The 14686-nt window shown below is 44.4% G+C and carries 11 protein-coding genes; 2 read left to right on the top strand and 9 right to left on the bottom strand.

Going from position 1 to position 14686, the window contains the following annotated elements; genetic code table 11:
- Positions 1–80: 80 nt before the first annotated feature.
- The gene (locus tag ACX0G7_RS05095; protein ID WP_458922351.1) at positions 81–1931 is read right to left on the bottom strand and encodes a PAS domain S-box protein; all 1851 of its coding nucleotides are present in this window, start codon (positions 1929–1931) and stop codon (positions 81–83) included.
- A 572-nt stretch (positions 1932–2503) separates the two neighbouring features.
- Here ACX0G7_RS05095 and ACX0G7_RS05090 point away from each other — a divergent pair.
- Both ACX0G7_RS05090 and lpxB read left to right on the top strand, forming a co-directional pair.
- Positions 2504–3673 carry a S8 family serine peptidase gene (locus ACX0G7_RS05090; RefSeq protein WP_458922350.1) on the top strand — a complete coding sequence of 390 codons (1170 nt, stop codon included), beginning with the start codon at positions 2504–2506 and terminating at the stop codon, positions 3671–3673.
- 40 nt (positions 3674–3713) lie between these two features.
- Entirely contained in the window at positions 3714–4829 is a 1116-nt protein-coding gene (gene lpxB, locus ACX0G7_RS05085) for a lipid-A-disaccharide synthase (RefSeq protein WP_458922349.1), read from the top strand.
- Between the two features lie 3 nt (positions 4830–4832).
- On the opposite strand, the gene ACX0G7_RS05080 is transcribed toward lpxB, so the two are convergent.
- The 8 genes from ACX0G7_RS05080 to ACX0G7_RS05045 form a co-directional block, all read right to left on the bottom strand.
- Entirely contained in the window at positions 4833–5021 is a 189-nt protein-coding gene (locus ACX0G7_RS05080; RefSeq protein WP_458922348.1) for a DUF6728 family protein, read from the bottom strand.
- 2 nt (positions 5022–5023) lie between these two features.
- Complete coding sequence (locus ACX0G7_RS05075) at positions 5024–6322, bottom strand: MFS transporter (protein ID WP_458922347.1); 1299 nt, start codon at positions 6320–6322, stop codon at positions 5024–5026.
- Positions 6323–6329: 7 nt separating this feature from the next.
- Positions 6330–6992, bottom strand: a complete 663-nt coding sequence (locus tag ACX0G7_RS05070) for a bifunctional 4-hydroxy-2-oxoglutarate aldolase/2-dehydro-3-deoxy-phosphogluconate aldolase (protein WP_458922346.1) — start codon at positions 6990–6992, stop codon at positions 6330–6332.
- The gene (locus ACX0G7_RS05065; RefSeq protein ID WP_458922345.1) at positions 6985–8004 is read right to left on the bottom strand and encodes a PfkB family carbohydrate kinase; all 1020 of its coding nucleotides are present in this window, start codon (positions 8002–8004) and stop codon (positions 6985–6987) included. The genes ACX0G7_RS05070 and ACX0G7_RS05065 overlap by 8 nt, the downstream gene beginning before the upstream one ends.
- A complete protein-coding gene (gene uxaC / locus ACX0G7_RS05060; protein ID WP_458922344.1) occupies positions 8004–9404 on the bottom strand; it encodes a glucuronate isomerase in 1401 nt (466 codons plus the stop codon). The genes ACX0G7_RS05065 and uxaC overlap by 1 nt, the downstream gene beginning before the upstream one ends.
- A 101-nt stretch (positions 9405–9505) precedes the next feature.
- Positions 9506–11023, bottom strand: coding sequence for a tagaturonate reductase (locus ACX0G7_RS05055; RefSeq protein ID WP_458922343.1), 1518 nt, complete (start codon positions 11021–11023; stop codon positions 9506–9508).
- Between the two features lie 307 nt (positions 11024–11330).
- A complete protein-coding gene (locus tag ACX0G7_RS05050; protein ID WP_458922342.1) occupies positions 11331–11765 on the bottom strand; it encodes a response regulator in 435 nt (144 codons plus the stop codon).
- Positions 11766–11822: 57 nt separating this feature from the next.
- Positions 11823–14558 (bottom strand): sensor histidine kinase, encoded by a 2736-nt coding sequence (locus ACX0G7_RS05045; RefSeq protein WP_458922341.1) that lies wholly within the window; start codon positions 14556–14558, stop codon positions 11823–11825.
- Positions 14559–14686 lie beyond the last annotated feature (128 nt).

Raw genomic sequence — 14686 nt, 5'->3', positions numbered from 1 at the left:
CCGTTAATCAATCTTACCCTCAAGGGTACAAAAAATTCCCCCGCTTTACGGCCATCAATCAGGACATAATAGAACGTTAGTTACAATCCGCTCGACTGTGGCATTACCGACTTGGTATTAAGGATCACTTTGAGTCTGCAACCCTGTCCCGGCATTGAATCTATTTCCATCTTCCCATTAAACACCTCCGCCCGGCTCATCATATTAGTGATACCAACTCCTTTCTGAACATTCTTGACGTTGAAACCTTTGCCATTGTCTTCGATGAAAAGAAAAATCTTTTCGCCTTCGGTACTTAATATAATATTGACATTGGAAGCATCCGCGTGTTTGAGGATATTGTTTAATTGTTCCTGGACAATGCGATATAAAGCCTGTTTCTGATCTTTAGTTAGCAGGTCCTCATCAAGGTCCTTTGCATCAATTGTGAAGCGCATTTTTTTTACTTCGTGGATGTTGCGGGTAAGTTCCTTGATTGACTGTTGCAACCCAACATCATCCAATACAGGCGTAATCAGCGATTTGGAAATCTTCCTGATCTCCTCGATAGCAAGGGTAATATTCTTCCGGCTTTTTTTAATCAATGGATTGCAATCTTCTTCTTCTTCGAGTATTACATCCAGGTATAACTTCGAAGTGGCCAGGATCTGGTTGATATTATCATGCAGTTCGCGACCAATATCTGATCTTTCTTTTTCCTGCGCACCGAGCACTGCTTCCGTAATCTGCTGACGTTTTATTTTCTGTTGCCGCACCAGTTGTTTTTGCAGGCGTCGCTCTTCAGTGATGTCATGAATATGTTCCTGAACCGCATTTTTTCCGAAATAATCTATCGGGTAATAGGTTACTTCAGCAATCATAGTTTCACCGCTTTTCTTCCGATGGCGCCATAATTTGGCTTTGTAGGTTCTTGACGGATAAGAAAAGTCGTTTCCTTCAGTGAGTTTCTGAAGATCCTCGTTCAGGTAAATATTGTTAAGACTCAGCGTCATAAATTCTTCCCGGCTATAACCATAGGTATCGATGGCGGCATCATTCACCTCAAGTATCCTTAAACTTTCGGCATCATATATCCATGCCGGATACGGATTGCGGTAAAACATCTGGCGATATTTTGCTTCAGAAGCCAGCACGACTTCTTCAACTCTTTTTCTTTCAGTTATATCCTGTGTTGACCCGATCATTCTTACAGGAAGATCGTTGTCGTAAATGATATAACCCCTGTCATGCACATAAGCGTAATCGCCGTCTTTTTTGCGCAATCGATATTGATCCTCCCAGGTGTTACCGCTTCCTTCGCGGATAGTCTGGGACAGCTTTTGAATCACACGGAGCTGATCCTCAGGATGAAGAAAACTTTCCCATTGTCCTCTTGGGGCATAGTTGTCTACAACGTCGTGGCCGAATAACCGCTTATAGGAATCACCCACCCAGAATATATTGTTGGAAGTAAGGTCCCTGTCCCAGATGGCATCATTTGTCGCCCGGACGACCATATTAAACCGTTCGTTACTCTGCGATAAGTTTTCTACCTGGTATTTTCTTTCCAGGCTATATTGAATGGATTTAGAAAGCAGGTTTTTGTTAAACTCTCCTTTTATCAGGTAGTCCTGAGCCCCGAGTTTTATTGCTTCCAGCGCAATATTTGCATCTGATAAACCCGAAAGTATGATCACAGGAATTTTATCAGTCACCCGGCGAAGGGCCAGGAAGGAATCAAGGCCTGAACTGTCTGGTAACGACAGGTCCAACAACACGAGATGTATAGTATGATTCTGAATTATTTCAGCGGCGTGCTGCACGCGGTCAGCCGAGTACAGATGTTCAATCCGCAGTTGGGTGGATCTCAACATGTCTTCAACCAGGAAAAGATCACCTGGATTGTCTTCCACGGTAAGAATATTTAAATAGCTGTAGGAGGTTACCTGCATGCAAGTTTTATTAATAAGGTAAATAGATTTAGTATGCGGGTTACCGCATAGTTGTCCGGTGTTGGAAGTCTGGAGGAGTTAAGGGGTATCAACTTCTTCCTGAAGGTAGCTGGCTTCCCGGTGCTGAGAATCAGGTAAATGGACAGAAAGGATGACGATACTAATTTAATAGTTAAAAGGCGCATACCAAAGCCGGGAGAGAGATATTTTACCTCCGGTCAAAAAAATTAATGTTGCATTGCGCTTTTTATATCTGTATAAAAGCGCGCGCATTCCGAACTAGTAGTTATCTGGGGACATATTTAAATGTTAATACTTATGTCGTTGATTATAAAACCGCCGGAAGAATGTCAGGACTGAATAGTTCTCCCCCGGAATAAATATACTGGTCGTAATGATTATTCCCACGCATTATCGACTAACCGTTAAAAGTTGGAACATAGTTTGCCGTATCAAGGCAAAGTTGTTAGCTTAACTCCTTTTCGATTCATAAGTCTTAACTCCATGTTAAACCTGCAGTTTTCTCTTACATCCTTACGCTATAAATCGTTTATAGTTGACAAATGATCGCTATGCATCAATTCGCTAAAATATCACTGGTCGCAGCATTAGCGGTTTCGATAATTGCCTGCAAAAAATCCACGGACGAGGGTTCGACAAGCCAGGAGATCTGTATTGTCGGTGCTGGTATCCGCAACGGCGTTGTTATCGATAGCCAGTATATAGTTTTGTATAAAACGTCTGCGTCGGATGAACAGACGATAACAACCCTGTCCGGCGATACCCGGCTGAATACGATGTTGAGAAGAAATAATCTTAGCAGTTCCCGGATCCTGACAAGGTTCGGGGGAGGTCGTTCCGGATTTATTGCGCGGATCAACAAAGATGAGGCTGAAAAACTTGCCGGTGATCCGATGGTCGATAGGATTGAGCAGGACCGCATCATTGCCCTGGGTTCATGTTTCACAGTTGCTGCACCTACACTGTTAACCTGGAACGTGAAGAAGACCGGGTATGGGGATGGTACAGGCAAAACTGCCTGGGTGATTGATACGGGGATTGAATCCACGCATCCGGACCTCAATGTCGATCTTTCACGCAGCCGCTCATTTATTACCAACGATGCTTCATTCGAAGACAAAAACGGACATGGAACCCATGTAGCCGGAATAATCGGGGCTAAAAACAACCTCTTTGGTGTGATGGGAGTGGCCTCAAATGCGACACTTGTTGCACTTAAGGTACTGAATGAAGAGGGTGAAGGTACCCTCGGCGGGATCGTTAAGGCACTGGCCTATGTGAATGCGAACGCAAAAGCAGGTGACGTTGTTAACATCAGCCTGGGGGAAGAAGAATCCTCGGATATTTTTGATAGCCAGGTAAAACAGACTGCCGCGAAAGGAATTTTTGTGACAATTGCTGCGGGGAACGAGGGGAAACCTGCCTCAGACTACTCGCCGGCAAGAGCGAATGCCCCGAATATCTACACGGTTTCAGCGATCGACAGCCTGAACAACTTCGCTTCTTTTTCCAATTATGGAAATGATGCGGTTGACTTCGCGGCGCCCGGCGTTCATATCCTTTCAACCTACACCAATAAAAGATATGCTTACCTGAGTGGTACTTCAATGGCTGCACCGCATGTTGCCGGCTTGTTACTGTTAAGCGGCAAGGGCATACAGATTGCGGGATATGCCAAAAACGATCCCGATGGCGACCCCGATCCTATCTCCATGAAATAAATGCTTTTCAGTACTTTGCAAAGAAAAGCAGGGACAAGGAATGCGTTATTACATCATTGCGGGCGAAGCCTCAGGCGATCTTCATGGCAGCAACCTGGTAAGGGAAATGAAAAACCTGGAAGGCGGTACCGAATTTCGCGGTTGGGGCGGCGACCTGATGCAAACAGCTGGTGTAGACATCATAAAACATTTCCGGGACCTCGCTTTCATGGGTTTTATCGAGGTCGTAAAAAATCTCCCCACAATTTTAAAGAATCTCTCATTCTGCAAACAGGATATTCTGCGTTATAAACCTGACGTGTTGATACTTATCGACTATCCGGGTTTCAACCTCCGTATTGCTGAATGGGCAAAGGAGCAAAAAATTCGCATAGTGTATTATATCTCCCCCCAGGTTTGGGCCTGGAAAGAATCGAGGGTGAAAAAAATACGCCGCCACGTGGACAAGATGCTGGTTATTCTGCCATTTGAAAAGCAGTTTTATCAAAAATGGAATTACAAGGTGGAATATGTCGGCCATCCCCTTGTCGGGGTCATTGAAGAGTATAAGAAAACGGGCAACAAGTCGCGGCTTTGCGACAAGCCAATTATCGCCCTTTTGCCCGGTAGCCGTAAACAGGAGATATTGGTGAAGTTGCCGGTAATGCTCGCTATGGCAAACCAATTTCCGGCATATCAGTTTATTGTGGCACAGGCACCGGGCCAGGAAGATGAATTTTACCGGCAACTGCTAAAAAACTATTCCAATGTCTCGGGCGTGACCAACGAGACCTATCGTTTGTTGTCGCAGGCCAGTGCAGCTTTAGTGACCTCTGGTACGGCAACACTTGAGACGGCATTGTTTGGCGTACCCGAAGTTGTTTGTTACAAAGGCAGTAAAATTTCTTACGAAATTGCCAAGAGGCTCATAAAGATCAAATATATCTCTCTTGTTAACCTGATCATGGACAAGGAAGTTGTTAAAGAACTGATCCAGGACGAGATGAATGAAAGCCAACTTGAAACCGAGCTCACAAAACTCCTGGAGGATCCGGCAAAAAAGGATCAACTCCGGCAAGACTATGCAGCATTAAAGCAACTGCTAAGCGAAGGTGGTGATGCTTCAAGGAATGCAGCGGAGTTAATCCTTGCCTTCTCCAAAGAGAGCCATACCTGATTTCTAGCTTTTCTTAAACACAAAAAACTTCAGGATCATTATTATTATCGCAGCAAGAAACATCAGGATAGAAATCCTGTTGATGCCATGCATGTATTTCATCCACTGAGTCTGCGGCTCATTGGGGTCTCTTTTTCTTAGATATAAATATTCTGCCAGTTTTCGACCGATACCCATACTTTCACTTTCCAATACTACAACTTAACGGTCTTCATTGTTGGCACCAGCAGGTGCATTATAATCCAGCTTAACAGGTAAGCAAAACCACAGGCAACGAACATGATCATGTAACCAGTGACAATGTTTCCCTCGGCTTTATAATAGTCGAACAACCAGCCGGCTATTTTGGCCACAACCATACCCCCCAGGCCACCGGCCATGCCGCCGATACCGGTAACTGAACCGACAGCTTTCTTCGGGAACATATCGGAAACCGTAGTAAAGATATTTGCACTCCAGGCCTGGTGCGCCGCTGCAGCGAAACCAATAATGAATATGGCGTACCACATGGCGGTGTTGCCGAAAAGCTGTGCAGTTACCACCGGCAAAGCACAGAAGGCATAAATCAGCATTGACGTTTTTCGTGCTCTGAAAACCGGCCAACCCTTGCGAATAAAATGGAGAGGTAACCATCCACCGAAAACACTTCCAAAGCCGGCGATTACATACACCACGGCAACAGGGATAGCTATTTCTGTCTGGCTCAAGCCATAACCGCCCTTCAAGAAGCTGGGTAGCCAGAAAAGATAGAACCACCAGACACCATCGGTCAGAAACTTACCTATTGCAAACGCCCAGGTTTGTTTGAACCCAAGCAATTTAACCCAGGAAACTTTTTCCTGTACTACCGTCTCGTCCACTTTTTCATCCTGGTCACTATGGATGTATTCATATTCAGCTTTCCCTAATAACTTATGTTTTTTGGGAACCTCATAAAATATGAACCAGAACAATAGCCAGATGAGTCCAACTGCGCCGGTTAATATAAAGGCCCATTTCCAGCCCCAGTTTGCTGCAATCCACGGGACAGTCAAGGGTGCTATTATTGCACCTATATTCGTCCCGGAATTGAAGATACCGGTTGCCAACGCCCGTTCTCTTTTGGGAAACCATTCTGCTATCGTCTTTATGGCGGCCGGAAAGTTACCCGCTTCGGTTACACCTAGTGCGGCCCTGGCAACAAAAAAGCCACCGGTACTGTTTACCAGTGCGTGACCCATGGCTGCTAAACTCCATAAAAACAAGGACGCTGCGTACCCCATTTTGGTCCCGAGTTTGTCGATAATTCTGCCGACAAAAAACATCCCGAAAGCGTATGCAAGTTGAAACGCCACTGTAATGTTTGCATAGTCAGTTTCGGTCCAGTTAAACTCTTCTTCCAGGTCGCTTTTTACGAGACTAATCACCTGCCTGTCGAGATAGTTGAATGTAGTAGCAAAAAAAACGAGGGCGCATATCGTCCACCGGTAGTTGCCGATTTTTGTCTGAGTCATGAAGGTGTTAGTTTTTAACAGAGTGAACGATGGCTAATGCTTTTGCAGAAGTTTCGCTTAGGGCCTTATATGATGCTTTGTCTAATACTTCTTTGGTGATTAGTTTACTCCCGAGTCCCACCGCAACTACACCAGCCTTGAACCAGGCACTGATACTTTCTTCAGTCAGATCGACACCACCGGTTGGCATAAACAGTATATCAGGAAATATATCCCTGATGGCTGAAATATAAGAAGGTCCCACCAGGCTTCCCGGAAATATTTTAACCAGTTTCGCGCCCGCAGTTTCGGCAACTGCAACTTCAGTAGGCGTAAGGCATCCGGGAACCCACAACAATCCGGCGGATTGTGTGAGTGCTGCAATTCCGGTATGAACAATTGGTGATATAATGAAATCTGCCCCGGCATCTATAAACGCCCTGGCATCCTGTTCGGTTTTGATGGTGCCTATACCGAGGTACATGCCCGGAAGTTTATCGTTAACAAGCTGCCTTATTATCCGGAAATTAGCAAGTGCCTGCGCTCCCCTGTTTGTAAACTCAAGTATACGCACTCCGCCTTCATAAAGTGCATTCGTTATGCCTGCGCATAACACCGGGTCTTCGTGATAAAAAAGTGGCACTACCCCCTGGGCGCGCACCGTACTTAGAATGTCTGTTGTATTAACCATGTTTTTTTATTGCAGCTTTTACCTGCCCGACTGATTTATCTGTTGCATCGCCCATTATGAAAAGCTTTTCATAAGCAGCGGCCGTGGCGAAATCCAGTGTCTCCTGGCTTGTATTGTTATGATAATGTCCATAGATGAGGCCGGCCATAAAACAATCACCACTGCCAACCTTATCGACCACATGATCAGTGTGATATTCTTCTGAAACAAATAACTTGTCAGATTCATAAAGAGTCGTGTAGTACTTTATTCCTGTTGCACCTTTATCAAAACGAAAAGTGTTTGCAACTGATTTACACACGGGGTACTGTTCACGTATGTAAGCCGACGTTCTCACCGATTGTTCAAGATAGGCATTTTTGTCATTCTGTTCATGAAGCGTGTGATCAATCGGAACGTTAAGCATGGTATTGGCAGCCCACACATTTCCCATCACCAGGTGACAGTACTGCACTAGTCCCGGCATTACGTCTGCACTGTTTAACCCGTATTTCCATAGTTTGGCGCGGTAATTCAGATCAACCGAAATAGTTATGCCTTTTGCTGTTGCAGCCTCGAGAGCTTCGCGGCAAACATCCGCGACTCCCTGGGAGATTGCCGGACAAATTGCACTGAAGTGAAACCACGTGACATCGTTCAGAACCTGGTTCCAATCGATCATTCCTGGCTGAAGTTCGGAAAACGACGAATGGGCACGATCATAGATCACCCCTGCGTTTTTTAGTTCCGATCCTACCGGAAGATAATAAGTCCCGATCCTGGTGCCACGGTATTGCATAACCGAACAGTCGATATTTTTTTGGGTGAGATAGCTGACGATCTGTTTTGATAACAGGTGATCGGGCACTGCCGAAAGATATGATACCGGTACATCCCATTTGGCGAGCGCCTGGGCAGCATTTAGTTCAGCCCCGCCCACGAAAATGGGAATAGACTGTTCTTTGATCCAGTCACCGCTCGCAGCGGGCGATAGTCTGAGCAGCAATTCGCCAAAACAAAGCACCTTTCCCATTACCAGTTAAAATAGTTTTTTGCGTTGTTAAAACAAATATCTTCAATCATTTTCCCTATCCAGGGAATGTCGTTTGGCAATTCGCCGTTTTCTATTTCTTCCCCAAAAAGATTACACAATATCCTTCGGAAATATTCATGTCGCGGATAGGAAAGAAAACTTCTTGAGTCCGTAAGCATACCAACAAACCTACTGATTAATCCCATGTTTGAAAGCGCATTCATCTGTTCGATCATCCCATGTTTCTGATCAAGGAACCACCATCCGGACCCAAATTGTATTTTGCCGGGAATAGTTCCATCATTGAAATTGCCCGCCATGGTCGCCATGAGTGCATTATCTGCCGGGTTCAGATTATAGACGATTGTTTTTGTGAGTTGATTTTTTGAATCGAGCCTGTTGAGGAACCTTGATAACGACTGGGCCTGGGGGAAGTCACCGATAGAGTCCCAACCCGTATCCGGTCCAAGCTCGCTAAGACGTCTCGTATTATTGTTACGGAGCGCACCTACATGGAACTGCTGGACCCACTGTTTCTCATGATCCCAGGTGGCGAAATGAACAAGCATGGCCGATTTGAATTTTTCATTTTCCTCTTCGCTCAGTGCTTGCCGGCTCCTGATTTTAGTGAATATGTTTTCAATTTCTGCGTCCGTATAGTCAGCGGCGTGGAGTCTTTCAAGGCCATGATCAGAAACGGTACATCCGTTTTCAGCAAAAAAATCGTGACGCTTTTTTAAGGCATCAAGGTATTGTTGAAAATTACCAATGGAAGTATCAGCAGCAGCTTCTACACGGTCGATATATTTATTCAGCACTGAAACATCATCAGACTGCATCGCCTTGTCGGGCCGGAAAGCGGGAAGAATCCTGATCTCAAAGCCTTCATTTCTTAGCTTTTGATGATGAGAGAGATCATCTAAGGGGTCATCTGTTGTACAGATCACCCTGACCTTCATTTTTTTTAGCAGGTTGCGGATAGAATAATCCTTTGTTTGAATTCTTGCGTTACACTCGTCATATATTCTTTTTGAGGAATCCGGATTCAGCACTTCACGAACTTCAAAGTAACGCAGCAATTCAAGATGCGTCCAATGATACAACGGGTTCCGCATCGTATAGGGGACAGTCTCCGCCCATTTGTGAAACTTTGCTTCGTCCGGCTGATTACCGGTGCAGTAACTTTCATCAACGCCATTTGTACGCATCGCGCGCCACTTATAGTGATCGCCGTAAAGCCAGCCCTGTGTTATGTTTTCAAAATTGTTATCCGCGGCAATCTGGTCAGGAGGCAGATGACAATGATAATCGATAATAGGCATTTTTACTGCGTAATCATGATATAGCTTTTCAGCAGTCTTCGATTGCAGCAGAAAATTTTCATCAAGAAATCTTTTCATATGTCAAAGCAATTTGAATTTGGTTGTTTTCAGATCAGGCAGGCAATTTGAATTCGGTTGTTTCAAATCAGGCAAGCACTTTCTATCTGGTTGTTTTCAGCTCAGGCAAGCACTTTGTTTTGTTGAAACTCGTTCAGCGCCTGTCTTGCCCCTTTCGCTATCAGGGCCTGCAGATGATCGTTTACTGCAACTGCGAAACCTGGTAATGCCGAAAGATCGGTTCCCCATAGCGTTGAGTCCTGTAATACTGATTCAACTATGCCGGAGCTTCCATGCTGTTGCCACAAGGCATCGAGTCGTGCAGCCTGGTCGTCCTGTATGGGATAAGGCTGACCGTTTAGTTCACCATAATATTTTCCATCTTCAGTTTTTGCCGCTTTCATAAATAAGATATAGGCAGCAAAACCAAGTGCTATAGAACGGGGCGGAGTGTTGTGATCTTCATAATATTTTGTGAGCACCGGCACGTTCCGCATCCTCATCTTCGAACTGTATTGCATAGTAATACTGATCCACTTGTGTTCGATTGCAGGATTTCTAAACCTGTCCAATACTTTTTTTCCGAAAGCGGAGGCCGTTCCCGGGTCGAGATGATAAGGAATACCGGATGCAATTTCATCCAACATAAGTGAAGCAATAAATTCAGACATATTGCCATCACTCATTGCTGCCTTAACCGTTTCGAATCCTGCCAGCACAGCAAGACCACAACTGAGGGTGTGAGTGCCGTTTAACATGCGCAACTTCAGTTCACGGTAGATATCTATATCGGGTTCAATGATCACACCTTCATCTGCACCGGCAAAAGAAAGCACTTCACGCACCTTATCATCGCCCTGAATTGCCCACAGGCGGTAAACTTCTGCCATAAGCATCAGTTCATCTTCAAAACCAAATTTTTGCTGGATTTCCTGCCTGATTTCTGCTGATGGTTTGCCGGGAACAATCCTGTCGACTAACGAACTGCAGAATTTGTTTGCAGTATTCAGCCAGTTGACAAATTCGTCCTCAAGATTATTAAAAGCACAAAGATCATTGAGTATCGCCTGTAATTTTTTGCCGTTATCAACGATTAGTTCGGTTGGAATAATGATCGTTCCGTTTTCAGGATCATTACCCAATTTTTTATATCGCTCGTATAAACAGGCAAGTAGTTTTGCAGGAAATGAAACCGGGGGATTCCCGGATATCGGTTCATTAACCAGGGTGATACCCACTTCGGTGGTATTTGAAATGATAATATTCATTTCAGGCTTCGCCGCACAATCAAGGATCTCCTTCCATGAAGACTGTGCTGAAAGCACCCGGCTGATTGACGAGGAGATAATATTTTCCTCGACTTCTTTCCCTGCGTCGATACCACGTACACAAATAGTATATAATCCATCCTGTTTTTCGAATGTTTCGGATTCGCTACCACTCATGGACTTCACAACCACGATGCGGCCATTGAACTTACCTGTCCGGTTTGCTTTATCAACAAAATAATCCGGCAGGCCCCTAAGCAGCACCCCGGTGCCGAACTGCAATATCTTTTCAGGTGTCCCGAAAATCCCCTCCGGAGGTAATTGAATATTATCGTTCTTTATAGATGAAACAGCACTTTTTGAAAGTATCATGACTAATGTATTAATTATACAACCACAATAGTTGCTTCAAGTTAAGGGTAACCGCTGTAAACAAAACCATTTGCAGGGAAAACAAAAGCGCGTTCTGAGATTCTTTTTCGACCTGTACAGAGATAGACCGGCAATCGTTTTCTAAACATTGATAATCAAGCAAAATACGAGTTACTAAGACAAGTCTACTCATATATTTGCACTTCGGCCCACTATTTTTTTAGTTTTTTTATGCAAACGTTCCCGATAACGTTGTAGTTGAGTGCTGGTGTTTACGATCTGCTTTAAACATCAGATGGGCACTGGCTTAATGGTGTGCAGGCAATTTGACAAGTGTGATCCAGAAATCTTTGATCATATGGACCACCTGCATAAATTTATTGAAGTCTACCGGTTTGGTAATATAACAATTTGCATGGTTGGAATAAGATTCCGTCACATCTTTTTCGGAATCCGAGGTTGTGAGGATAACCACTGGTATGGATTTTAATCTGTCATCTTTTTTGATGCGGGCAAGCACCTCTTTTCCATCGATCCGCGGAAGATTTATATCGAGTAAAATAAGATCGGGCTGGTCGGCACCGGTGTATTTCCCCTCCCGGTAAAGAAAAAGCAGCGCTTCTTCCCCATCCCGAACGACAACTATCCTGCTTGTTATATTCGCAATTTTAAGGGCCTCCACTGTTAACACAATGTCGCCTTCATTATCTTCTACCAACAATATCGTTACTTCTTTTTTCATGGGATTAATGTGCTTCAGTACCAGGTACGAGTTAACAATATATTTGGTTCGAAAGCCTTAAAACTTTGGCAATCTAATGAAAAAAGTGCTGCCTTTGCCGTGTTCGGATTCAACCCAGATGCTACCACCATGTCTTTCGACGATCTTTTTACAAATTGCGAGGCCTATGCCGGTGCCGGTATATTCGTTTTTGTTATGAAGCCGCTGGAAGATCACGAATATCTTTTCAAAGAATTTCTGATTTATGCCGATTCCACGATCTTTTACATAGAACTGCCAGTATTCCCGCTGGTCCTCATAGCCGACCTCGATATGAGGAGGCCCGGTATTGCTGTATTTAATGGCGTTACCAACGAGGTTTTGAAACAATTGATGTATCTGGCCTTTTTCCGCCTTTATCACCGGAAGTGGATGAATGATGAGTTCCGCCCCGGTTTCGCGGATGGCAAGGGTAAAAATGTTTCTGACTGATTTCAATACTTCGTTACAATCTACATCCACTGCAAGTTCCTTACTTGTTCCAATCCTGGAATATTGCAGTAGGTCCTGGATGAGGGTTTTCATCCTTTCCGCACCATCGATGGCAAAGTAGATATACTTCTTCGACGTGTCATCGAGATTACCCTCAAGCTTTTTTTCCAGCAACTGCAGAAAGCTGCTTACCATCCGCAGCGGTTCCTGCAAATCGTGAGAGGCAACATAAGCGAATCGTTCCAACTCAATATTTGAAGCCTGTAATTCCGCCGCCCGTTTTTTGAGGATCTCATTCAGTTCGGTAAGTTGCCTGGCAGTCATTTGCTTCTCAGTGGCATCTTTGAGTATCGCAAAGAAGGTACGATTTTCAGGTGACCAGATAGCGGTTGCTAACAACGAAATGATCTTCCCATCCTTTCTGAGATACCTGTTTTCACTATCCCTTACTATTGTTCCATTCATAATGGCGGTTTCCAGTTCAACACTGGCTGCTCTCTCTTCCGGATGCAACAGTTCGGAGTACTTCCGGCCGGTCAGTTCATCTGGTTTGTAGCCCAGCAGCCTTTCACAATTTGCACTTATCTGGATAAACCGGCCTTGTTCATCAAACAGGCATATGATGTCAAGGGAGGCTTCCATAAGATCCTGGATGCCATTCAATATTACCTGTTGTTGTTTATGTGCCTGTTCTAAAACTACCTGGGCTTCTTTGATGGCGGTTATATCTGTGGACATTGAACAGACTGCATAAACATTCTGATCCTGATCGTACAACGGAAATCTTACCACCAGGTAATGCAGCTTACCATTTTCAACCTGCCGTTCCATTTCGATGGAAGTGAGCTTTCGTTCCCTCGCCACTTCCTGCTCCCCTGCCATCATTGAATCAGCAAGATCCTTGGGAAAGAAATCATACGGGGTTTTGCCAAGAATTTCTTTCTCCGAACGATTGAGCACCTGCTGACTGCCTTTATTAACGAGCAGGTATCTTCCACTAAGATCACGTATGCTGATGATGCTGGCCGCATTGTCTATTACACTCCTCACAAAGAGCTCGCTTTTTCGCAGCGCAGCTTCAGCTGCATTGCGCGACATAGTATTACGGTAGATGATTACAAACATCGCAATCAGGATCAGTAAAACGATTATCTGTAGTATCGCAATTGTTCTTTGAGATCCCTGGACAGTTTTAGCATTGTCAAGGTTGCGGCGTCGCAATAACTCCTCCTCGGCCTGTTGAATTTCAGCAACCGTTTCCCTTAACCGGTCCATCAGTTTTTTTTCAGCACCCATCAACATCGTTGCGACCAGGGGCTCGACATAGCCACCTTTTTTGAAGTCGATAAGACGCTTCCGAAGAATGATGTTTTGTCTGGCGAGGCTCAACAAGGTATCCACCCGTTTTTTTTGATCCGGATTATCTTTAGTTAATTTCTTTACGTCTTCTATTATTTGAAAAATATCGACCGAACTTTTGTTATAAGGTTCCAGGAACTCTTCCCGACCCGTTATCAGAAAACCGCGGGTCGCGTTTTCGATATCCTGTGCTTCGTTCAGCACAAGCGATGTTTTAAGCAACACATCTTTTGTATGCCCGGTCAATTCTGAGCTGGCAATCAGTTTCTGATTATTAGCTGAAAATGAGAAAAACACTATTCCCAATAGCAAAATAGTCACCGCAAAATAGGCTGCCATCTTTTTTTCGAACGAAAACCTGATGTCCCTCAGGGGGCGGCTGTAAAAAATCCCAACGCAAAGCGCCATTAAGCTCAACGAAGTAGTCAGCGCTATATTGACAGCAAAGGGCATGCTTTCGAGATAGCTGAGACCAGAGATATAGTTGAAAGTAATGAACAGAGCAACAAAAAATACAAGGGGCAACAGTATCTGGACAAGCAATCGGGAAGTTGATCGTTCCAGTTTGATAAGCATTATGCCAACCGTCAGGAACATCAGGCAGGCCACCAGTTCTATCCGGCCGGGATGCGCATCGCCACCTACATCGTTTACAATCACCTGGTCGATCCCGATTTTTATCCCTGTAATATATTCAAGTAAGGTAAGTGAAGCGATGATCAGTATCGCATAAGCACAGGCAATGCCGACCTTAGATAAAAACCTTGTTTTTTTGCTCCTGTTGGAAATATATAAAGCGATCGCAGAAAATATCAGGCAAACGGCGGTATTGAATTTTGTAGATGCGATGCTTGAAAGGATGGGCCTGATATTTCCGAGGTCCGAAAACCAGCCGCCAACTGCAATAATGCCTACGGTGATAATGATAACAACAATAACGTTTGTCAGATAATTACGGATCATAGATTGTAAGCAGCTTTATAATGCTAACGAATCATTCAGTGGTTGTCAGGAATCATCCCCGGGGTTGGCCAAATGTACTGGATTTGATGAATATAGATTCAATGGCATGAATTTTATATCTCCATAAT

This window comes from Flavitalea antarctica (assembly GCF_054461535.1).
The sequence above is the reverse complement of the archived record's forward strand: the minus strand, read 5'-3'. Positions and strand labels throughout refer to the sequence as shown.

What these genes read in the sequence shown, in the direction of transcription:
- ACX0G7_RS05075 (WP_458922347.1), bottom strand. Translation starts at nt 6,322, where the DNA reads ATGACTCAGACAAAAATCGGCAACTACCGGTGGACGATATGCGCCCTC.
- ACX0G7_RS05095 (WP_458922351.1), bottom strand. Translation starts at nt 1,931, where the DNA reads ATGCAGGTAACCTCCTACAGCTATTTAAATATTCTTACCGTGGAAGAC.
- ACX0G7_RS05090 (WP_458922350.1), top strand. Translation starts at nt 2,504, where the DNA reads ATGCATCAATTCGCTAAAATATCACTGGTCGCAGCATTAGCGGTTTCG.
- lpxB (WP_458922349.1), top strand. Translation starts at nt 3,714, where the DNA reads ATGCGTTATTACATCATTGCGGGCGAAGCCTCAGGCGATCTTCATGGC.
- ACX0G7_RS05050 (WP_458922342.1), bottom strand. Translation starts at nt 11,765, where the DNA reads ATGAAAAAAGAAGTAACGATATTGTTGGTAGAAGATAATGAAGGCGAC.
- ACX0G7_RS05065 (WP_458922345.1), bottom strand. Translation starts at nt 8,004, where the DNA reads ATGGGAAAGGTGCTTTGTTTTGGCGAATTGCTGCTCAGACTATCGCCC.
- ACX0G7_RS05045 (WP_458922341.1), bottom strand. Translation starts at nt 14,558, where the DNA reads ATGATCCGTAATTATCTGACAAACGTTATTGTTGTTATCATTATCACC.
- ACX0G7_RS05070 (WP_458922346.1), bottom strand. Translation starts at nt 6,992, where the DNA reads ATGGTTAATACAACAGACATTCTAAGTACGGTGCGCGCCCAGGGGGTA.
- uxaC (WP_458922344.1), bottom strand. Translation starts at nt 9,404, where the DNA reads ATGAAAAGATTTCTTGATGAAAATTTTCTGCTGCAATCGAAGACTGCT.
- ACX0G7_RS05055 (WP_458922343.1), bottom strand. Translation starts at nt 11,023, where the DNA reads ATGATACTTTCAAAAAGTGCTGTTTCATCTATAAAGAACGATAATATT.